Raw genomic sequence first — 21,764 nt, 5'->3', positions numbered from 1 at the left:
ACTGGTTTAACTCTTTTTCGCCTTATCCAGCATCGCTCTCAGACCGGCCACCCGGCTCTGACCAGTTTTCATCCGCTCCTCCGCACTGACCACTTTGCGCTCAGTTTCCCATTGCAGATCGTCCTGCGGCAGTTCCAGCAGAAAACGGCTCGGCTCCGGCCGGATTAATTCGCCATATTGCCGGCGTTCGCGACACAGGGTAAAGGTCAGCTCTTTCTGCGCCCGTGTGATCCCCACGTAGGCCAGGCGACGCTCCTCTTCGATATTATTTTCATCGATACTGCTCTGATGCGGTAACAGCCCCTCCTCCATGCCCACCAGGAACACATAGGGGAACTCCAGCCCTTTGGAGGCGTGCAGCGTCATCAGCTGCACCTGATCCAGCTCTTCATCGCTTTCACCGCGCTCCATCATGTCGCGCAGGGTAAAGCGCGTCACCACCTGCGCCAGCGTCATCGGCTCATCGATATCGCTGCCCTCAAGCATTTCGGTCATCCACTGAAACAGCGTGTTGACGTTCTTCATCCGCATCTCTGCGGCTTTCGGGCTGCCGGAGGTTTCGAACAGCCAGCTTTCGTAGTCGATGCCGCGAATCAAATCACGCACTGCGTTTACCGGCTCACGTTCGGTCAGCTGGATAATCTCATTCAGCCAGTGGGTGAACCGCTGCAGGTGCTCCAGACCGCGGCCACTCAGCGTCTGCCCCAGACCGACATCAAAACTGGCGTTAAACAGGCTCTTGCTGCGCAGGTTGGCCCACTCACCGAGCTTCTGCAGCGTAGCCGGGCCAATCTCACGGCGCGGTGTATTGACGATGCGCAGAAACGCGCTGTCATCCTCAGGATTGGTCAGCACGCGCAGATAGGCGAGCAGATCTTTGATCTCGGGCCGTGAGAAGAACGAGGTACCGCCAGAGATGCGATAAGGGATGCGGTTCTGCATCAGAAACTTTTCAAAGGTCCGGGACTGATGGTTACCACGATAAAGAATCGCGTAATCTTTGTACTGCGTCCGGTTGATAAAGTGATGCGCGATGAGCTCGCCAGTGACCCGCTCCGCTTCATGCTCTTCGCTGTTGGCAGTAAGCACCTTCAGCTCGCTGCCCTGCCCGAGCTCCGAAAAGAGCCGCTTCTCAAAGACGTGCGGGTTATTGGCAATCAGGATATTTGCCGCTTTCAGTATGCGCTGCGAAGAGCGGTAGTTCTGCTCCAGCTTCACCACCTCCAGCGCCGGGAAATCCTGATTCAGCAGCACCAGATTCTGCGGGCGTGCGCCGCGCCAGGAGTAGATAGACTGATCATCATCGCCCACCACCGTGAAGCGCGCCCGAGCGCCCACCAGCAGCTTAACCAGTTCATACTGGCTGGTGTTGGTATCCTGATACTCATCCACCAGCAGATAGCGGATACGCTGCTGCCAGCGTTCACGCACCTCCTGATTACGCTGCAGCAGCAGCGTCGGCAGCAGAATCAAATCGTCGAAATCGAGCACGTTGCACGACTTAAGATGCTGGCTGTAGAGGGCGTAGCAGTGAGCAAAAATATTATCCTGCTGCGATCGCGCCAGCGCGGCGGCGCCCTGCGGATCGATCAGATCATTTTTCCAGTTCGAGATGGTGGAGATGAGCTGCTGTAGCAGCGTCTTATCCTCTTCCAGCCACTCTTTTGTCAGCTCTTTCAGCAGGGCGAGCTGATCCTGATCGTCGAACAGCGAGAAGTTTGACTTCATGCCCAGCGCCGCGGTTTCGCGTTTGATGATCTCCAGCCCCAGCGTATGGAAGGTGGAGATGAGCAGACCGCGCGCCTCTTTGCGGCCCAGCGTCTGCGCCACACGCTCTTTCATTTCGCGCGAGGCTTTATTGGTAAAGGTCACCGCGGCGATGTGGCGCGCCTGATAGCCGCATTCACGGATCAGATGGGCGATTTTATTGGTAATCACGCGGGTTTTGCCCGATCCCGCGCCCGCCAGCACCAGACAGGGACCGGTAACAAATTCGACGGCACGTTGTTGGCTGGGGTTTAAACGCATAGGAGAAATCGCCTGATTGAATCAAAAGAAAGGGGTTTATACTGGGAGGCAATTATACACAACCGAGATACCAACATGGCGAAAACCGCGGCGGCTTTACACATCCTCGTCAAAGAGGAAGCGCTGGCAAAAGAGATACTGGCAAAACTGGCGAAGGGTGGCAATTTCCAGCAGCTGGCAAAGAAGCACTCAACCTGTCCTTCCGGCCGGAATGGCGGCGATCTGGGCGAGTTCCGGCAGGGACAGATGGTGCCGGCCTTTGATAAAGCGGTCTTTACCTGCCCGCTGCTGACGCCTTACGGGCCGGTAAAGACCGGCTTTGGTTATCACATTATTAAAGTGCTCTATCGCAACTAGTTACTTCTTCTGCTTCATCTGCTGCAGGACGGTGCTGCACTGGTTGTCTTCGTTATCACTTGGAGAGATCAGTGCCAGCAGCGCCGCCGCCGGGCCGACTACTGCGCCCAGTGCCACTGCAGCAGCACCACGTGCCAGCAGTGGCCCCGTTTTCACGCCCGCATCAGGATTTTTAAAGGTGCCACGCACGTAGAGCGGGGAGCGCAGCGTTACGATGCGGACGCCCTTACTCTCCGGATTCACCGACAGATCCAGCCGCTCACTGGCGAAGTTCGCGTTGCCTGACACGTTGATAATCGCGTTCTCGGTATCAAACACAAACAGGTTAGGCGTCGCCACACCGTTCTGCAGTTTGAGATCGGTGGCGGCGCAGTTGATGCGCACCTGGTCATCGCCAAACAGTTTGCCCACCACGTAGTTACCGACGTTGAGTCCGGCAATTTCCATCAGGCTGCGGCTGATCAGACCATCATTCATCAGCAGCTTAAGTTGCCCGTTGCTGGTCGCCAGCAGATCGGCTACGGAGTTACCGGTGCCGGTAAAGCTGGCATCGCCATTGAGCTGGCCACGGCTGTTCTTCATCGCCTCCACATTCGGGAAGAGCTGACGCAGCTGCAGCTTACGGACATGAAGATCAACTCGACCACGCATCGGCGAGTGATCGCCCTCCAGCCGGATAGTGCTGTTGAGATTGCCGCCCGCCACACCAAAGCGCAGCGGGTCCAGCAGCAGATCACCGTTTTTGAGCTGTAAATGGGTATAGAGATCGCTTAACGGCAGTGAATTGCTGTGTTCGATCCGTTTGCCGCTGAACTTCACGTCGGCATCCATCACGTCCCAGTTTTTGGTTTCGAATTTATCGTGTGGCAGCACGCGGTCTGCGGGCTGATTCGATTTCTCCCCGCGCCGGGCTTTGGCCTGAGCCGTTTTTTCACTACCTTTGCCAGAGTCGACCCCAATCAGCGGCCCCAGATCGGCCATGCGCAGTTGCTCAGAGGTCAGCTCGCCGCTGAGTGTCGGGCGGGGTTTAACCTGACTGTAGATCAGCGACCCATGAATATCGCTGTCGCCAATATGTCCGTTAAATTTCTCATAGCGGTAGACCGCACCCTTTTCGCCGCTGAATTTAGCAATCAGATGGCCGTCGGTTTCATAAGGTGGCGTGTCAGGCAGCAGGACGCCGGTCAGGCCATAGAGATTGGCCAGCGTATCGCCCGAGAAACGCAGTCGCACGTTAAGCCCGCCGAGGTTCATCGGATCCTGCAGACCGCCGGTCACCTGAACGCGGGTGCTGCCGTTGCGCAGATCGGCCTGAATCGGGAACGGGGTGTTCTGACTGCGCAGTGACAGCATGCCGCCAATCTTACCGTCGCCGCTGAGTGACTCATTGTTATAAGTGCCCTTCGCCTGCCAGCCAAAGACGAAGTCGCCTGCGCCCTTCTGCTGGTCATTGCCTCCGGCAATCTGCGTATACGGCACCGGTTTACCCAGCGGATTAACCTGCACCGTGACATCTGCGCGGTTAATGGCGTCGCGATAACGAATCTGGCCCTGATCGAACAGAATATTATCCAGACGGAATGACCAGGCCGATGGCGCAGCACTCTTCTCATCCTTGCCGCTATCGGCAAGGGTAAAGGTCCAGTTGTTCTTTTTATCCGCGGTCTGGATCAGACGCGCATCCGGCCGCTGCAATTTAATCCACGGGATGAACAGTTCTTTGTGCAGCAGCGACAGCGGTGACAATGTGGCATCGACCCGCTGCAGATGTACCATGGTGACGTCAGCAATGTCAGGCGGATTCCCCAGCATGATATCTTCCGCATGGATCTGCGGCCACGGCACCCAGCGCCGCCAGCCTGCTTCGTCGCGATTTCGTGCCCAGTCGATACCCAGATCCCCGCGTATCGCAAAGGGGCGGTTTAACTCGGTTGAAACTTTTTGATTGATGGTGGGCTTCAGGCGATTCCAGTCAAAGGTCGCGATGACGACGATAATCACCACGATCAACAACACCAGAATTCCTGCTACCCAGCTGACTATTTTCCCGGTACGCGACATTACGCTTTCTCCTTGCACATTCACGGTCTGCGTTAAAGATAGTCGAGACCGCGGGCAACAGCATCAGGGAAGCGGGATAGTAAGATGATTCAATTCAGAAAAAGGGGTTTCTCAGCCATTTCGTTAGCATAAGCGGTAAAAAAAGCCGACATTCCCGGCGTTTATCCCCGAGACCGGGACTAATGGCCACCTTAAAAGGTAAATTAAAACACCGTTTTAAAACCATTGACGTCTGCCATACCAGACGCGAGACTAAGGCGATATTTCACTACAGGTCTGAAACCATGACGCAGAAAAAAATCGCCATCATCGGCGAATGCATGATTGAGCTGTCCGAAAAGGGTGAGAACATTAAACGTGGCTTTGGCGGCGATACGCTCAATACGGCCGTTTATCTCGCCCGCCAGGTTGATGAGCAGCAGTTACGGGTCGATTATGTCACTGCGCTGGGTACGGATTCGTTCAGCGATCAAATGATCGCGGCCTGGCAGCAGGAGAAGGTCAATACCGACCTGATTCAGCGGCTCGATAATAAAATGCCGGGCCTGTATTTCATTGAAACCGATGCCGACGGTGAGCGCACCTTCTGGTACTGGCGCAGTGATGCCGCCGCGCGTTACTGGCTCGACAGTCCGCAATCAGCAGAGATAGCTGAACAGCTGTCGCACTACGATTATCTCTATCTTAGCGGCATCAGCCTGGCGATTCTGCCGCCTGCCAGTCGTGAAAAGCTGATGGTGCTGCTGGCGCGCTGCCGGGCTAATGGCGGCAAGGTGATTTTCGATAACAACTACCGCCCGCGTTTATGGGCCGATCGGGCCAGCACGCAGGCCGCTTATCGCGCCATGCTCAACTGCACCGATATCGCCTTCCTGACACTGGATGATGAACATCTGCTCTGGGGCGAAGAGCCGCTGGATGACGTTATCGCGCGTACCCGTCAGGCGGGTGCCAGCGAAATCGTGATTAAGCGCGGTGCAGACTCCTGCCTGGTGGTCACCGGCGACGCACCGCTGATTGATGTGCCTGCGGTACGTCTGGCGAAAAAGAAAGTGATCGATACCACCGCAGCCGGTGATTCGTTCAGTGCCGGTTATCTGGCTCGCCGTCTGACCGGCGCCTCTGCAGAGGTCGCCGCGCAGCGCGGACACCTGACTGCCAGCACCGTGATTCAGCATCGCGGCGCGATTATTCCGGCAGAGGCGATGCCTGACTGACAGAGCGCTAGCCAGCGTCGTTGATACAGGCACTGATCGTGCCGATGCCAGAAAATGCGCCCGAGGGCGCATTTTTTTAGGCTGCTGGTAACGTCTGGCTGCGTGACTGTAACCGATGCTATCCGTTCCCAGATGAGACTGGCACGTTAGCCCCTGCAGCGTGGCGGTGTGATCCTGACGCTAAAATCATTATGTCGCCTTAAGAACGCACAGCGTGATATCCGGTAAATTGCGGCTAATAAAGCGGGCCGTGCCAGCTATTTACCTTAAGCGGAAAAATTGTGGTTAATAACAGATCCCCTGCGGTCTCCCCCTTCAATCTCTCTTATAATTTATTGATTAAAATTAATAAGTTAAACAAACAGATCCACCACCAGGCATAGTCCGAATCTGGTCAGATCCCCCCTTTTCGGATGGACGACTGCCTGAAAAAAGACCATCTTTTAATCAAAAGACAGCAGGACGCTGTTCTCTCCGGCCGCGAACAAAACAATTAAAATATTCCCCGCATCAGGATCTATTTATGCACACAGAAATTATTAATATCTGGCCACACGGTGATGCGCCAGGCGCCAGCGATTCGCGCGCACAGCCGCAGATTGTCGACATGGCAAAAGAGTATGAGCCTTACGATCGGGCCGCTACCGGCGTGCGTTGCCCGGAGATGGCGATCTGGCATCCGGTCGAATCAAACGGGATTACCCTGCTGGTCGCACCGGGCGGTGGCTATCAGCGCGTGATGATCGATCGTGAAGGCAGCGCCCTGGCGACATTCTTTACCTCAATGGGTTACACCCTGGCGGTGATGACTTATCGCCTGCCCTATGATGGACATCACGAAGGCCCCGACGCGCCGCTGGCCGATGCTCAGCGCGCGGTACGCGTCCTGCGTGAACGGGCGCAGCGCGGCCTGAATGGTAAATATATCGTCATGATGGGCTTTTCGGCGGGTGGCCACGTGGCTGCCAGTCTGGGTACGCGTTTCGCAGAGAAACTCTATCCGGTGCAGGATGGCGCAGAAAACTTCTCGCCGCGTCCGGATGCGATGGTCCTGGTCTATCCGGTAATCAGCATGCGGGACGGCATCGCCCATGAAGGAGCCAGAACCCGCCTGCTGGGTGCCTGGCCCGATCAGAAAACCATTGACGCTTATTCAATGGAAACCCGGGTTCATCCGCTGGTGCCGCCAACGCTGTTGATCCACGCAGCCGACGATGATGATGTATCAGTGAATCACAGCATGGCGTTTTTTGGCGCGCTGCGTGAGCATAAGGTCCCGGCAGAGGTGCATTTCTATCAGAAAGGCGGACACGGATTTGGTATCCGCGGCGTGGCAGATTTGCCCCTCGCCAGCTGGCCGATGTTAGTGACCGAGTGGCTCAGGGCAAAAACCTGACTTTATGCGGCTGGCGGAACGTCTTTGACGTTGCTATCCGGCGGACTGGCTTCATTGCTGGTCGCCGGTGCCGCTGGTGGTGCCATCACTTTGTCCCAGTTGTTTTGCAGGCTCTTCACGTTGGTTTCCGCTTCGCCTTCCGGCTGAATCAGTACCATCATCAGTTCCTGCGTCAGCTGCTGACGCAGCTCCTGGTTTAACTGTTCGCGGGTCAGGCCGGCCAGGAAAGTCTGACGCAGCTTCTGATACTGCTCAGGTGCGATATCGACTACGGCGTTCTGCTGGGAGCGCAGGCGCTGGCTCATCAGCACATCCGTATCGGTGCGGGCATAGGTGGTAAACAGCTTGTTCAGCTCCAGCAGCTTCTGCGCCATCAGCGCATCGAACTCTTCCTGCGGCAAGCCTTTGTCACGCACGTTTGCCAGCTCACGCGCCACCAGATTCATATTCTGCGCCAGATTTTCGTTGCGTCCATCCAGGTTGATGGAGCACTGCGCACGCTGATAGAGCACACGGCAATCAAATCCCACCTGTATGCCCTGTGCCTTGCTGTCACTGAGCGCACGCTGGACATGCCAGAACAGCGCTTCACGTGCCAGATCGCCCTGCCAGTAACGCTGCAGATTCTGGGAGTCACGAATCGGTTGCCACGGCGTATCCCACACCAGCGAGAGACGATCCTGCGTCATGTTGCTGCTGACCAGATTTACCGGCTCGTGCGGCAGCGGCGACAGGGTGGGCAGTGGCGCAGGCGTTTCACGTTTACCGGTTAACGCCGAGAAGGTTTTATTGATCTGCTCAGAGAGGTTGCGGCTGTCAACATTCCCTACCACGTAGAGCGTCATCGCATCCGGGGTGTACCACTGATGATAAAAATCATTGAGCTGGGTTAAATCAACCGGCGCGCGTGGTTGCGCTGCGGGGTCATGCGCCAGCAGCGCGGAGCCTTTCAGGCGGTAGCGCCACCAGACATCCTGGGTATCTTTCGGCCAGGTCGCCACCGGATCCGATGCCGCCAGCGCGGTATTAACCACCTGTTCGGTGATGGCCATATTGCCCGCCGTGGCCGCCAGCCAGTTCAGCGCTTCTTTCAGCAACTCGGGGCGGTTATTCGGCAGGCTCAGATTATATTGGGTGGAATCATAGGAGGTGATCACAGGTGGCAGCGGATGCTGAGGATCCATCGCCTGTTGCCATAGCGCGCGCTGCTGATGGTTATCAAGCGCGGTGTTGTGCACCATCGCCAGACGCGGCAGCAGATGACTGAAGCCGGCCTGTTGCGCACTCTCCACCAGCGAGCCGGTATTCACCACCAGCCGCAGTTCAATACGGTCACTGGGGCGTTGCGGTGTGGCCAGTAACTGCCAGTTAAATCCATTATCCAGCTTGCCTTCCTGCCAGGCCGGATCCGGTTGCAGCGTTTCTGCCTGGAGACCAAAGCTGCTTGCCAGCACTAATCCACCAACCAAAAGCCGAATTCTGGTGCCCTGCATGTGAACCCCTACTCAAATAATTCAAATATCGTTATCACTGGCGCATATTGCCGCTGTTATTAACGAATCGGCTGGCGCCGAATCGCGCTGTTATCCAACAACAAAGTGTTTGACCACAGGAAGCTCAGGATGTCGCGTAACGAAGTGAAAAACGTCAAAAAAAACAAGTGGGGTTTATTATGCAAATGCCCGCTGTCAGGGCAAGCGACAGCGGGCATTTGTGGGGATTTAAGTGAAATTCAATGATTAAATTGAAGATTCAGACGCTTTATTCTCCTTATTCCGGCCTGCCAGCGTGTCGGTCAGCTGTTTATGATCCAGCTGATCGACCCACTTCGCCACCACCACGGTCGCCACACCGTTACCGATCAGATTGGTCAGCGCACGGGCTTCGGACATAAAGCGGTCGATACCGAGAATGAGCGCCAGACCCGCCACCGGCAGATGTCCCACCGCAGAGAGCGTCGCCGCCAGCACGATAAATCCGCTCCCGGTTACCCCCGCCGCGCCTTTGGAGGAGAGCAACAGCACCACCAGCAGCGTAATCTGATGGAAAATATCCATGTGCGCATTGGTCGCCTGAGCGATAAATACTGCCGCCATGGTCAGGTAAATCGAGGTGCCGTCCAGGTTAAAGGAGTAACCGGTGGGGATCACCAGCCCTACCACCGATTTCTTGCAGCCCAGCTTCTCCATCTTATCCAGCATGCGCGGCAGCGCAGACTCGGAAGAGGAAGTACCCAGCACAATCAGCAGCTCTTCTTTGATATAGGCGATGAACTTAAAGATGCTGAATCCGGCGAACAGGCGTGCAATCAGCCCCAGCACGATCACCACAAACAGAATACAGGTGATGTAGAAGCAGATAATCAGCTGGCCGAGCTGCACCAGTGAGCCCACGCCATACTTGCCGATAGTGAACGCCATCGCGCCAAATGCCCCTATCGGTGCCAGACGCATGATCATGTTGATGATGCCGAAAATCACTTTTGAGAAGCTTTCAATCACGTTGAAAATCAGCGTGCCAGTGTTACCCAGACGATGCAGGGCAAAACCAAACAGAATGGCAAACAGCAGCACCTGTAGAATATTGCCGCTGGCAAAGGCGCCAATCACGCTGTTGGGGATGACATCCAGCAGGAAAGCAACGATGCCCTGCTGTTCTGCCTGTTGCGCATAAATCGCCACGGCTTTGGCATCCAGCGTGGCAGGATCAACGTTCATCCCGGCACCTGGCTGCACCACGTTCACCACGATCAGGCCGATAATCAGCGCGATGGTGCTGACAATTTCAAAATAGAGCAGTGCAACCGCGCCGGTCCGTCCTACCGCTTTCATGCTTTCCATGCCAGCGATGCCGGTCACCACGGTACAGAAAATCACCGGGGCGATAATCATCTTGATTAACTTAACAAAGCCATCTCCCAGCGGCTTCATCTGGGTCCCTAACTCCGGGTAAAAATGGCCTAACAAAACGCCGATGCCAATCGCCATCAGCACCTGGAAATAAAGGCTTTTAAAAAGTGAGGTTTTCATAAACAGGTGTCCACTAACGCCGTGAGGTGATGTTGTCGGATTCGTTATTGTGACTGGCGGGCAACAGAGGTGGCGCCTGACAGTAACCCGAAAATAACACTCTGTTTACGTGATTAATACAGGGTGACAAACGCCCAGGAAACCCGGGGATCGTAATTCTGAACTGAAACGCTTCAGCAAGGGGTTTTGTAACTAAAATTCTCGCAAAATCAATGAATCAGGCAATTATTGCGGTAGTGAGGAGTTTACGATCCATGCCTGATTGAATCGGGTCAGAGGCAGCGCTTCAGCATACAGATAGCCCTGTCCGATAGAGATGCCGCGCGCCAGCAGCCAGTCACGTTGTTCTGCTGTCTCCACGCCTTCGGCAATCACCTCCAGATGGATAATCTCGGCGATGGCCGCCACGATGCAGACCATGGTGTCGTCATGCGGCAGCGCCGCCACGAAGCTGCGATCCATCTTTAGCTTGTTAACCGGCAACGCTTTCAGCTGATGGAGGTAGTTAAGGTTGGAGTAGCCCATGCCGAAATCGTCCAGAGCCACGGCCACGCCAGTCTGCTGCAACATCCGCAGCATCGATATCGCCTGTTCAGCATCATCAAGCTGAGCCGTCTCTGTCACTTCCAGCACGAAGGTGCCAGGTGCGATGCGGTGGCGCGTCAGCAGGGATTGCAGATGAGAGACCACGCCCGTGTCACGCAGTTGCACAGCGGAAATATTCACACTCAGCGGCAGCATAATGCCCTGTCGCTGCCAGCCTGCCAGAATGCGGCACGCCTCTTCAAACACCCAGCGGCCAATCGCGCTAATCACACCAATCTCTTCGGCACTGGCAATAAACTCTTCGGTCAGACCGTAGCTGCCGTCGGGCTGGCGCATACGCAGCAGCGCTTCCGCGCCGACTAACGTGCCGGTGCGCATATCGACCTGCGGTTGCAGATAGAGGGCGAACTGCTCATTGTGCAACCCCTGCAGAATGTCATGCTCCTGGGTCAGACGTTTTTGCGCGCGCTCGGTTAACGCGGCGTCAAAGAACAGGATCTGATTTTTGCCCTGATGACGGGCCGACATCATCGCTGAGGTCGCGCGGCCAAGCAGATCACTGGCGCTCAGCGGCTGATCATCGCGCAGCGCCAGACCAATGCTGACGTTAGGACGCAGCTGCAGCTGATAAAGGTTGACCGGCTGATTAAGGCGAATCATCAGGTTACGGGCCAGACGCAGGGCGCGGAACGGATTACTGGCGCGCTTCATTAACAGAACAAAGTCGCTGGTCCCGGTCTGCGCCAGCAGAGTATGGTCATCCAGCGTATTACGGATCTTCTCCACCAGCGTCAGCATCAGCGTATCGCGCTGCTCATCGCTCAATACGCCGTTGGCTTCCTGCAGGGTTTCAATGCGGATCACCATCAGCCCCAGCGGCTGTTCCGGGCTGCTCATGAACTGCTCGACCAGCGCCAGAAACAGGGTACGGTTGGGCAGATCGGTCACGGGAAAATGGGTGGTCAGCCGGCTCATCTCATCATGTATCGACTCCAGCACCTGCTGATTGCGGTTGTAGCTGCGGATCAGCATGCCGATTTCATCATCGCGGTGGCTCTGCGGCAGTGACAGCTTATGCGTCAGAATCGACTGCGGCGGCAGCTCCTGCAGCTCCCGCGAGAGATTGCGCAGCGGATGCACCACCAGCCGGTTGATACACCAGCTGATCGCCACTGACAGGATCAGTGCCAGCAGCAGATAGGTGATAATCATGGTCGAGAGCGTGCTGAGAATAAACTGGTAGACGCGCGTCGAGTTAGCCTGCAGCACCAGATAGGCCAGCGGTTTCGGCATCCCGGTATTTTCCACTGAGTAGAGCGGCAGGGTAATCTGCACCGGCAGCTCAAACAGTCGCGCCACCAGACGCGGCACCGGTTTCTCCGTTTCGAAGTCGGCATGCAGAGCCTGAAACGCATTCGGCAGCACCACATCGGCGCGCGATAAAATACCGGCAGGTTTCAGTGAATGGAGAATGCGTTCGGCCTGAGAAATATCGGCGCGCAGTACCGCTTCCGACAGCGGCTGGCGGACGGTGTGTGCGATATTCTCCATCTGCTGGGCGTAGTCAATCCTGCGCTGCTGCACAAAATGAAACAGTTGGATGACGATAAAGATGCTGATGGTGATAACCGCAACCAGCGAAACTGTCGCCATCTGCTTTATCGTAAGTGACCGGCTTACGCGCAAAAATATTCTCCTGACGATGAAAAAAGCCCAGATAGCAGACAGTACAATGCCCGCCAGTATATCCCATAAACTGACTTTTTTACCGTCTGAAAAGTCCGGCTTTTTCCCGGTCGGGATTATTTAAAATCTGCGTAAGGGGTCAGCGGCTGTGGTGGCATATCCAGATCCCCTTCCCAGCCAGCGGCAGAGTAACGCACGTAGATAAGCCCGTGACTTGGGGTATAGTCTTTCGCCTGTTGAATATCGACGCCCACCCCGATAAACCAGTCGGGCGTGATACGACGTTCAACCACGCCCTGCAGCGTATACCCCGTGCCGCTGCCGGTGCTGCTGGCGGAAACGGGATTGCTGGCCAGGGTAAAGCCGGGATTGACCGGATAGCGCTGCTGCGCATCGGTTTTCGAATGTGACCAGGAAACCGAGCCGCCCAGGTCGAACGACCAGTTTTCTGTCCGCTGTCGCCAGGTGACCGGCACGGAAAAGGAGAGATACTGCTGCGGACTGTAGTAGCCGCCCTGCCCGAAGGTGTAATCGCTGAGATCCTTCTGATAGTGCCAGAGCATACTGTTAAGCCCGACGGTGGCCCGGCGATTATCGCTATTAATGAGCTTGTAGTAGTAGCCGGCCATTAAGCGCTCGCGACTATTATCCGCAACGTTTTTACCGGTGATCTGATGCGCGCTGATGTCGCCCCAGACACCGTGTGCGCCGCCCTGATCGTAACTCAGCCCGATGCTGCCACCCGTTGCCACTACGCCGCCCCAGCTTTTTCCACCGTTGGCTGATGGATCGCGCGCGCCCGCATAGGAAAGCAGCGAACTGGCGATCGGCCGTCGCGAGGCGGTCAGCGTCACGCCAAGATCCCTGACGTCAGTTTTCCAGCTCAGGCCGCCGGTCCAGTTGGTCACCTCAAAGCCCAGCGGCGTGGTACCCAGATCCGCTGACCAGCGATCATTATGCCAGCCGACGCCCAGCGCAGTGCCCTCGGCGCGCTGACTGGCATCGCGGCTGCATCCGCCGGAACTGGCGTCGTCGCAGCTACCAAACTGCTCGTCGAAGCTGCCGTTGCGGGTGGTAAAACTCCCTGCCGAGACGTCCACCCGGTCGAGACGGAAAAAGCCGCGTCCGTCGGCAAACGGACTTTCCGCCTGCAGCATGGTGGTATGGGCAGTAAAGTCGGAGACCCCAGCCGTACCCTTATTGCGCGAATAGTCCTGCTGCACCGTCAGCGTGGTCTCACGCTGACGATAGAGATCTGCGGTGTCGCTGCGAATACTGCGCTTCAGCCAGTCATCCTTTTCCTGAGAGCGTGTCGCGCGGCTGATACTTTCGCCGCTGCCGATACCGCTGGCCGTCATCGCCTGACGATAATCCGCCAGCGCGATCTCTGGCTGCTGCTGTGCGCGCTCCAGCCGTGCCGCATCACGAAACACCAGTGCCTTATCCTGCGAAGGCGCCAGTGACGCAGCGCGCTGCTTCAGGCTGGCAAAGCGCACGGCAGCCTGCGTGGTTTCGCCCACCGCCTGCCATGCCAGCGCGGCGCGGCGATCGGCATTAAGAGTGTTGGGCTGGGCTGGCTGCTGCTCAAGTGCCTGCCGTGCTTCGCTGTTGCGCTGGAGGGCAACCAGCGCTTCGATTCGTCCCAGCGCTGCGTCGCTGCTGTCAGCTTCACCTGACAGCACCTGCTGATAGATCTCCAGTGCCTGCTGCGCATCCCCGCGAGCCAGCGCCCAGTCGGCCAGCGTCAGGTCGCGTCGGCTGGAAACCGGCTGCTGGTAAAGCAGCGTCACCGCTGCCCGCTCCTGCCCTGCCGCACGAAGCGCTTCGGCGCTGGCAAAAATTTTATCCTGCCCGAGCCGGTCAGCCAGCTCATGCATATTGCTGTTCCACTGCGTTTCAGGCAGGCGATGCAGCGTTGCCAGTGCGGCGTCATCATTATCCCGGCTGGAAAGGTAGAGCGCGGCGGCGTAGAGCGCGGTCGCATCTCCGGGATGCTGCTGTTGCAGCGTCGCGATCTGCGCATCCGCCTGTTGGATGGCCCCACCGTCGCGTAGCGCGCTCGCCAGCCGATAACTGAGCCAGACGTCATCCGGCTGCAGCGCCAGCGCCGCCCGATACTTCTCTGCCGCCTGCGGCCATTTATTCTGCCGGGCGAGCGCATCGGCCTCGGCGCGCAGGCTGTCACTGCGCAACGCGCGCAACGTTCCCGCCATCTCGCGCTGCTGACCGGCGGGTAGCGTACTGATAAACTGCATTACGCGGGCAGGCGACTCGGCCTGATAAAGCCCGGCCAGGCGACGCACGGTGGTGGTGTTGGTCGCGTCCAGCCTTAGCGCATGCTGCCAGAATAGTTCGGCACCTGCCGCATCTTTGCGCGCCATCGCCACATCGCCCAGGCCAATCAGGGCATAGCTGTCGGTGCTATCAATTTTCTGTGCGGCGTGATAAGCGCGTTCGGCCCCCTCAACGTCATGCTGCGCCAGCGCCTTATCGCCCTGTTCGACCGCCAGCCAGTAACGGTTAGTCTGCAGCAGTGACTGCCATTTGCCGATCAGCGTACTCTGCTTGCCCGCCTCAACGGCGCGTTCCAGCCAGAGCACCGCCGTGTCACGATGGCCGGCGCGTGCCTGAGTCTGCCCCATTGCACCCATCAGTTCGGCGTCGTTGGGGTTATCCTTCAGTGCCCGGCTAAGCGCTGCCATCGCATTATTCACATCGCCCGCCTCGACCAGCGCCAGGCCACGCATCCGCTCGCGATAGGCGGGATCGGCGAGCTGCGCCTGCTGCTTCGCCAGCACTTCCGCGCCCTGCTGGTGCGCGTCGCCGTCGGTAAAAACAGCCAGATAATCCTTTAACTGCGCCACGCTGCTGTCGCTGACCGGCTGATCGTTGATCTGCTGCAGCCAGAGATCGGCGGCGGCGGCGCGTCCGCCGTTGCTGTTTGCCAGCTTTTTCAACTGCGCTATCGCCTGCTCCGGCTGCTGTTGATCAAATGCCATGCGTGCAATTTGCAGCTCAACCCCGATATTGCCCGGGTAGCGCTGCTCCAGCGCCTGCAGCTGCTGGTAAGCGACGCTCTCCTGACCGGGAGTGCGTGCCAGCAGCCGCCAGTATTCCAGCGCCGTGTTTGCATCCGGAAAAACCCCTCCGAACAATGCATCGTAAGCACTTTTCGCCTCCGACAGGCGCCCCGAGGCGGCGAGCAGGCGCGCCTGCTGCAGCTGCTGACGCCCATCCGACGACATCAGCGTCAGGCCGACGGCGGATTCACGCGTCGCGGCGGAGTCGGGCGCAACCTTTTTCAGCTGCTCCAGCAGCATCTGCGCTTTAGGGATATCGCCCTGACGCAGCGCCAGCCGCAGGCGAGCCGCCAGCACCTGCGGATTATCGGGATCGATCTTCTCAAGCCGGTAGAGCGATTGCTGCACCAGATCGTATTTGTTGGTCGACTCACCGGTGCGTACCTGTGACAGCAACCATTCGACCGGCGACACCTCCGGTCCGTCGACCGGTGCAGCCAGCCCCGGCAGCGCACTCAGTGCGCCGAGCAGCATGCCTGCCCGCAGCACCCGGGCGTTATTCATCTTCATCCAGTAAACGACGACGGGTAATAATTCGCATCAGACGCCAGGTCATCAGCGCGAACAGCACCACCACAAAGAGTGCGCAGAGTGCCAGCCAGAAGGGATGGACGGAGAGTAGCGACCAGAGACGCTCCCACCACGGCAGATGACCAACGTAGTAGCTCTCTCCCACGCGCAGGCTGTTAACCCCTGACTCACGGATCACCACGGTGGAGCCAGACATCGTGCCACGCTTGCCGCTGTCACCCATCGCCTCGTTGAGCAACTGCCAGCTGCGCGGCGTGCCATCGGCGAGCAACGCGACAACGCTGCGCTGATCGTAAAAAGGTGACTGGAAGCCAATCACCGTTGCCAGCGGGCCGCGGGAGCTGATAGTCGTCGTGCTTTCTGCCGCCTGCTCGCGCTGACTTTGCGGGTTCCCCTCCGGAGTGATCCGTCGCACAGGCTCTTTCAGCCAGCTGGCGGTGGCGTCGACCAGCGCCGGGATCCGCTGGTCATCCTGAAGATCTTTGGGGATGACGCCGATCATCAGCAGATCCACATCCTGCTTCTTCGCCGTGGCCCAGTCATCGGTCAACTGAACGCGCAGCGCCGGATAGCCGGTTTGCGCACCCATATTGCCCAACGTATTCAGCAGCGTGCTGACCTGCTCTGCATCGGGTTTTGGCGGCATCAGTACCAGGGTTTGCGCCAGATCGGCGTAGCGGCTGAACGGAAAGCCCGCATTCGCCCAGGCGCGCAGCGACGGCATTTCGATGTAGTGGCGATAGCCGGAAAAATCGATGCTGGAATTGTCGTCCACCACCACATGATGCGTTATCGGCGTTACAGTTTCGCAGCGTCCATCCGCGTTGCCGCTGATGGTGATGTTGGCGTAATCAAAATCGAAGCGCAGCTGATTCACCACCCCGAGGCGCAGCGCCGGAATCAGCAGCTCATGGCTCTTGTCCAGCATTCCCTGAATCAGTGGAATATGCAGCAGCTGCTGACCCGTCGTATTTTTCGGCGGCAGCGGATAATCCTGAATGAACTGATTATTCAGGTTGACCGCCAGCCATGAGCCATCCGACTGGAAAGGCGCGGTGTAGCGATAACTCAGATCCATATCGATACCGCGCGCGCGAACCAGGAAGAGATCGGGCGGCAGATTGAGGGTCAGGCTGACGGGATTAGGCTGCACCCCATCAGACTGCAACTGATTCTCATATTGCGTCAGTTCGGCGAAAGTGGTGCGGCGATCGGTCCGCACCCAGTTAGGGGCATCATAAGCCTGGCGCGGGGAGAGCAGCTTAACGCTGTCGATGGTTGAGATATCGCCGCGCAGCAGCAGCTCACCCTGGGCGATACCCTGAACCGCCGTCAGCAGGTCCTCATCGTTGCGTCCCAGAATCAGCAGCATTTTTTCATACGGATTATCGGGCTGGCTGACAATCTCTACTGTGGGTTTTGTCACCGGCGGCAGATCTTTCAGGAAATCCGGGCGCGCATCGTTGGTGGCAAACACCACCGCATGCTGCTGTTGCGGCAGCTGGTTATACAGCACCGGGAAACGCTGCCCGCGCCAGCTCGTTTTGCTGCCAAACCAGGAAGCAAGAATGGCGGCAGCCCGCTGCTGCGTGACATCCGGCTGGGCGCTGAACACCATCGGCAGGGTCAGTGGTCGCGTATCCCGCGAATCAAAAAAGGGTTCCGGGAAGTGGGAGAGGTCATTTTTCAGCGGCAGTTTTTGCAGCGTCAGATCGATGCCGCTCTGTTTGCCGATATCCAGCCAGATTGCGCTATTGGCAGGATTTTCACAGACGTTGGCGTAGTGGCCCACCAGCTCGAAACGCACGCGGTTAAAGTCGGCGATGTAACGCGGATCGATCGACAGCTGCGTCTGGATCTCTTTACCCAGCTGTTCCGGCGTCAGGGTAATCAGACCGACCAGCTCATCATTGAGATAAACCTTCAGCTGCGACAGCGTCGGCAGCAGTGCGGGCGAAGGCCGAAAGCTAAGGTTCAGCAACGCGCGCGTCACCACCTCATCGCTGCGCACACCGAACTCAATCTGTCCGGTAGTGCGGGTGCCACGCAGCGTCATGCTGCCAGGCGGCGGTGCCAGCTGGGCAAAGCTCAGCTGGCTGTTCCGCAGCGGTGCGCCGTTATCCTGCGGTAAAGATTGCACAGGCGTTACACCATTGATGTTTGCGGGCGTGTCCTCCTGCGCGGCGGCACAGCTTAACGTTGCACTGCCCAGCAGCAGAGCGGCAAACCACCTGTTTACTCTCGGTATCGTCATATCATCAACTCAATGCGTTTTTTGAAGCTGGCACACGACCGATGCCTTGCGGCAACAGCGAAGCCAGCCAGCTCACCCCAACGGTAAGCAGGTTAAACAGCCGACGTAACTGCGGCGGGCCATATTCCGCCAGGCGCAGATAACCTTTGAAACCGAGGATCATGATATCGGCGAGGCTCTGGACCGGTTTATCTTCCGGAAAACCGTCCTGCCACAGCGCCCAGGTATCGGCGCGGGCGAAGGTACACTGGATAAATTCAATATGCTGCTGAGTGGTCAGTTGATGGAGACGCACGCCAGCCCGGTGGCCAAAGACCCGCTGCACCTGGCACGGGAAGCTGAACTCCTGCTGTCCACGACGCAGCAGCAGCCACACTTTTTCATTCTCCCGCAGCGCATCCGGCTCGCGCATCTCCAGCCCGACGCCGCCGTCAGAGTAGTCACGCAGCGTACAGGGCAGCATATGACCATCTTCGCGTGCAATGGCGGCCGGCATGGCGATCTCCACCCTGTGCGCCTCACGGATCTGCCGTGCTTCAACCGAAACCGCTACCGCACCGCCAAGGATAATCATGTTGTAGAGCACCCAAATCAGGCTCACCCATACCGTCAGTACCTCATTGGCCGGACCGTGCTGCATGCGCCAGAACGCCATCAAAACCCCTGCGAGGTTGAGCAGCACCAGCAGCATATAGGGCTTGGTTATCACCCAGTCCAGATGCTCCTCCTCCACCAGCCCGCCTTTTGCGGTGACGTTAAACTTCCCTTTATGAGGATTGAACAGCGCCACGGTGGTAGGCCGGGCGATATACCAGGCCAGCACCGTCTCGTAGACCTCGCTCCAGAAAGAGTGTCGCCAGCGTCCCTGAATACGCGAGTTGGTGAGGCTGGTATGCAGCATATGGGGCAAAACATAAATGGCGATCGCCAGCGCAGGTGCGTAGATGATGTAGGCATGACAGAGCAGAAACGCCAGCGGCGCCAGCAGGAAGACCAGCCGCGGAATGCCAGAGAGAAAGTGCAGCATGGCGTTGGCATAACAGAGCCGCTGTACCCACTTCAGCCCCTTACCAAATAGCGGGTTATCAAGGCGGAAGATCTGCACCATACCGCGTGCCCAGCGGATACGCTGTCCGATATGCGCTGACAGACTTTCGGTCGCCAGTCCGGCCGCCTGAGGAATGCGGATGTAGGCCGAAGTGTAGCCGCGCCGGTGCAGCCGCAGCGAGGTATGGGCATCTTCGGTAACGGTTTCCACCGCAATACCGCCAATTTCATCCAGTGCGCTGCGGCGCAGCACGGCGCAGGAGCCGCAGAAAAAGGTGGCATCCCAGGTATCATTACCGTCCTGCACCAGTCCATAAAAGAGCGAACCCTCATTGGGCGTACGACGAAACCGCCCGAGATTGCGCTCAAACGGATCAGGCGAGAAGAAGTGATGTGGCGTCTGCATCATCGCCAGCCGGGGATCTTTAATAAACCAGCCCATGGTCATCTGCAAAAAGGCGCGCGTCGGCACATGGTCACAGTCGAAAATCACCACAAATTCGCTGCGGCAGTACTTTTTCAGCGCGTGATTGATATTGCCGGCCTTGGCGTGCTCATGGGTGGGACGGACGACATAGTTGATACCCACGCTGGCGGCAAAGTCGCGGAATTCCGGCCGGTCGCCGTCGTCGAGCAGATAGATATTCAGGCGGTCTTTCGGCCAGTCGATGCCCATGGCAGCGTAGATGGTGGGTCTGACCACGCTGAGCGGTTCGTTGTAGGTTGGCACCAGCAGATCGATGCCTGGCCACTGATCCCGATCGACAGGCATCGACACCGGCTGACGATTAAGCGGCCAGAGCGTCTGAAAATAGCCCAGCACCAGCACCACCCAGGCGTAGGTCTCTGCCGCAATAAGCAGCAGACCAAACACCAGACTCAGCGGATCGTCCCAGTTCAGCGTCGAGGTATAGCGCCACCAGAGGTAGCGGCACGATACGGTCAGCGACAGCACAATCAGCATCATGGTCGGGAAACGCCCCGGGATGCGTCGTACCAGCATCGCCAGACTCCAGAGCAGTACCACAAAGATAAACTGCGTCATCAGGCCAAACGGCTGGCTGATACAGAGCAGCGCCAGCAACGTGGCAAACAGGGCAGTGACGGCGAAGAGGCTGCGTCGCACCAGCGGCGACAGCCGCTTCAGCCAGTGTTCGATGCGCACATCGATTCCCTGGGTCTGTGATTGGGCAACGGCCTTGTCCAGCCAGCGGTAGCCATGGTGGCGCCAGCCAGACAGCGCACCGAGGCCACGGAAACCGCCACGAGCGCGATCGCTCTGCGGCAGGATCACCAAAAGCCACAGCGTCTGGATCAGATAACGCAGGATATCCAGCGGTCGCGGCCGCTCCGGCGAAATGTGCGGATAGAGCCGGCGGCGCTGCTGAATAATCCGCTGCCAGCCCGGCGTTTCGAAGCGAAGCAGCATCAGGCCCAGCACTGACCAGAACAGATGGAGTGCACTGGCGAAGCGGGACGCGCCATTGCCTCGCGCGGTGGTATAGCCCCTGTGCAGCGATTGCCAGGCGGGCGCTGTTAACAGCCAGCACAACGGATTCAAGAGCTCACTCCATTCAGATTGAGCAGCAGCCAGCTTGCCAGCGTGATGATCTCTTCACTGACCAACGCATGTGGCCGGTATTCACCGACCGGCTGCTTCATCATCAGCGCTTCTGCCAGCGCCTCATCCCGGTGGATCAGCAGCGGTATCAGCGGATTCAGCGAGGCCATCCAGAGCTGATGCAGATCCTGCTGCAGACGGCTGTTGGCATTAAACTGATTGATAATAAACCGGGTGCGCGCCGGAAACTGGCGCTGGCTAAGCCGTAAATGGCAATTCGCGTCTGGCTGAGTGACGCACAACAGGCTGTCCAGCGTCGGATAGAGCGTTTCATGCCAGGGCAGGGTATCGGCAGGCAGATCGAAAATAATCCACTGATAGCGCGCCCGCAGGTCCGGTAATGCCTGGAGCAGCGGCGCGGCGATCGCCTCATTCTGTCTGGCAATAGTCAAAGCATGCTGATGGGACAGCACCCCGTGAGGCAGCAAATCAGGACCATCGGGATAGCGAAGCCCGCTGTGCTGCCAGTCACCGCCCTCACACAGTGCTTTCATCCAGCCATTATCCTGCTGAGCGGGCAGATTAAAATGCACGCCGAGCTGGCTGACCGGGGAGCCATCGATCAACAATACTCGTTCGCCGAGTGCCGCCAGCGCCCAGCCTAATCCGGCACAAAGAGAAGTCGTGCCGACGCCGCCCCGTACGCCCTGAAGCGCGATCTGCGGCATCAGCGATCGGTCTCAGACTGGCTGGCAAGGGTTTCCGCTAACAGCGGCCAGCGCGACACGATCGCTTTCAGGCGCTCTTCCCGCGCAATGTCGACATAGCGGAAAGAGTGCAAAGAAAACGCATCACGCAACGCACTAATATCATCCTGACGATCGCCATCAGCGGCAACAGGGTTATAGAGATTGTGGTTTTTCATTACTGTTCGCCAAAAATAAAACAACGTCACACTCAGGATGACCGAC

General features: G+C 57.9%; 13 protein-coding genes. 3 read left to right on the top strand and 10 right to left on the bottom strand.

Annotated elements, in window-relative coordinates; all coding sequences use genetic code 11:
• Positions 1 to 6 precede the first annotated feature (6 nt).
• Positions 7 to 2,028, bottom strand: coding sequence for a DNA helicase Rep (gene rep / locus PAG01S_RS17095; protein WP_010257384.1), 2,022 nt, complete (start codon positions 2,026 to 2,028; stop codon positions 7 to 9).
• A gap of 75 nt (positions 2,029 to 2,103) precedes the next feature.
• Here rep and ppiC point away from each other — a divergent pair, with 75 nt between their 5' ends.
• Positions 2,104 to 2,385 (top strand): peptidylprolyl isomerase PpiC, encoded by a 282-nt coding sequence (ppiC, locus tag PAG01S_RS17090; protein ID WP_010257386.1) that lies wholly within the window; start codon positions 2,104 to 2,106, stop codon positions 2,383 to 2,385.
• On the opposite strand, the gene PAG01S_RS17085 is transcribed toward ppiC, so the two are convergent.
• Positions 2,386 to 4,446, bottom strand: a complete 2,061-nt coding sequence (locus PAG01S_RS17085; RefSeq protein ID WP_050680420.1) for an AsmA family protein — start codon at positions 4,444 to 4,446, stop codon at positions 2,386 to 2,388.
• A 284-nt stretch (positions 4,447 to 4,730) separates the two neighbouring features.
• On the opposite strand from PAG01S_RS17085, the gene kdgK reads away from it, so the two are divergent.
• Together kdgK and PAG01S_RS17075 are read left to right on the top strand one after the other, a co-directional pair.
• A complete protein-coding gene (gene kdgK, locus PAG01S_RS17080; protein ID WP_062759462.1) occupies positions 4,731 to 5,663 on the top strand; it encodes a 2-dehydro-3-deoxygluconokinase in 933 nt (310 codons plus the stop codon).
• Between the two features lie 523 nt (positions 5,664 to 6,186).
• Complete coding sequence (locus PAG01S_RS17075) at positions 6,187 to 7,059, top strand: alpha/beta hydrolase (RefSeq protein ID WP_010671660.1); 873 nt, start codon at positions 6,187 to 6,189, stop codon at positions 7,057 to 7,059.
• Positions 7,060 to 7,061: 2 nt separating this feature from the next.
• Here PAG01S_RS17075 and PAG01S_RS17070 read toward each other — a convergent pair whose 3' ends face one another.
• From PAG01S_RS17070 to bcsR, 8 genes are all read right to left on the bottom strand, one after another.
• Positions 7,062 to 8,552: a M16 family metallopeptidase gene (locus PAG01S_RS17070; protein ID WP_010257399.1), complete on the bottom strand. Its 1,491-nt coding sequence runs from the start codon at positions 8,550 to 8,552 to the stop codon at positions 7,062 to 7,064.
• 246 nt (positions 8,553 to 8,798) lie between these two features.
• A complete protein-coding gene (locus PAG01S_RS17065) occupies positions 8,799 to 10,088 on the bottom strand; it encodes a dicarboxylate/amino acid:cation symporter (protein WP_010257403.1) in 1,290 nt (429 codons plus the stop codon).
• Between the two features lie 225 nt (positions 10,089 to 10,313).
• Positions 10,314 to 12,320, bottom strand: coding sequence for a biofilm formation regulator HmsP (hmsP, locus tag PAG01S_RS17060; RefSeq protein WP_073970695.1), 2,007 nt, complete (start codon positions 12,318 to 12,320; stop codon positions 10,314 to 10,316).
• A gap of 116 nt (positions 12,321 to 12,436) precedes the next feature.
• The gene (gene bcsC / locus PAG01S_RS17055) at positions 12,437 to 15,904 is read right to left on the bottom strand and encodes a cellulose synthase complex outer membrane protein BcsC (RefSeq protein ID WP_062759452.1); all 3,468 of its coding nucleotides are present in this window, start codon (positions 15,902 to 15,904) and stop codon (positions 12,437 to 12,439) included.
• Positions 15,897 to 18,185: a cellulose biosynthesis cyclic di-GMP-binding regulatory protein BcsB gene (gene bcsB, locus PAG01S_RS17050; protein ID WP_062759451.1), complete on the bottom strand. Its 2,289-nt coding sequence runs from the start codon at positions 18,183 to 18,185 to the stop codon at positions 15,897 to 15,899. Before bcsB ends, bcsC begins: the two co-directional genes overlap by 8 nt.
• Before the next feature lie 4 nt (positions 18,186 to 18,189).
• The gene (gene bcsA / locus PAG01S_RS17045; RefSeq protein WP_033759432.1) at positions 18,190 to 20,793 is read right to left on the bottom strand and encodes a UDP-forming cellulose synthase catalytic subunit; all 2,604 of its coding nucleotides are present in this window, start codon (positions 20,791 to 20,793) and stop codon (positions 18,190 to 18,192) included.
• Positions 20,790 to 21,521: a cellulose biosynthesis protein BcsQ gene (gene bcsQ, locus PAG01S_RS17040; RefSeq protein WP_010257415.1), complete on the bottom strand. Its 732-nt coding sequence runs from the start codon at positions 21,519 to 21,521 to the stop codon at positions 20,790 to 20,792. Before bcsQ ends, bcsA begins: the two co-directional genes overlap by 4 nt.
• A complete protein-coding gene (gene bcsR, locus PAG01S_RS17035; protein WP_010257416.1) occupies positions 21,521 to 21,718 on the bottom strand; it encodes a cellulose biosynthesis protein BcsR in 198 nt (65 codons plus the stop codon). Before bcsR ends, bcsQ begins: the two co-directional genes overlap by 1 nt.
• Positions 21,719 to 21,764 lie beyond the last annotated feature (46 nt).

Source organism: Pantoea agglomerans NBRC 102470 (assembly GCF_001598475.1).
Lineage (GTDB): Bacteria > Pseudomonadota > Gammaproteobacteria > Enterobacterales > Enterobacteriaceae > Pantoea > Pantoea agglomerans.
The sequence above is the reverse complement of the archived record's forward strand: the minus strand, read 5'-3'. Positions and strand labels throughout refer to the sequence as shown.

Excerpts from the sequence above, each read along its gene's own strand:
- bcsR (WP_010257416.1), bottom strand. The coding sequence starts at position 21,718 with ATGAAAAACCACAATCTCTATAACCCTGTTGCCGCTGATGGCGATCGT.
- rep (WP_010257384.1), bottom strand. The coding sequence starts at position 2,028 with ATGCGTTTAAACCCCAGCCAACAACGTGCCGTCGAATTTGTTACCGGT.
- ppiC (WP_010257386.1), top strand. The coding sequence starts at position 2,104 with ATGGCGAAAACCGCGGCGGCTTTACACATCCTCGTCAAAGAGGAAGCG.
- bcsC (WP_062759452.1), bottom strand. The coding sequence starts at position 15,904 with ATGAATAACGCCCGGGTGCTGCGGGCAGGCATGCTGCTCGGCGCACTG.
- PAG01S_RS17075 (WP_010671660.1), top strand. The coding sequence starts at position 6,187 with ATGCACACAGAAATTATTAATATCTGGCCACACGGTGATGCGCCAGGC.
- kdgK (WP_062759462.1), top strand. The coding sequence starts at position 4,731 with ATGACGCAGAAAAAAATCGCCATCATCGGCGAATGCATGATTGAGCTG.
- PAG01S_RS17085 (WP_050680420.1), bottom strand. The coding sequence starts at position 4,446 with ATGTCGCGTACCGGGAAAATAGTCAGCTGGGTAGCAGGAATTCTGGTG.
- bcsB (WP_062759451.1), bottom strand. The coding sequence starts at position 18,185 with ATGACGATACCGAGAGTAAACAGGTGGTTTGCCGCTCTGCTGCTGGGC.
- bcsQ (WP_010257415.1), bottom strand. The coding sequence starts at position 21,521 with ATGCCGCAGATCGCGCTTCAGGGCGTACGGGGCGGCGTCGGCACGACT.
- PAG01S_RS17065 (WP_010257403.1), bottom strand. The coding sequence starts at position 10,088 with ATGAAAACCTCACTTTTTAAAAGCCTTTATTTCCAGGTGCTGATGGCG.
- PAG01S_RS17070 (WP_010257399.1), bottom strand. The coding sequence starts at position 8,552 with ATGCAGGGCACCAGAATTCGGCTTTTGGTTGGTGGATTAGTGCTGGCA.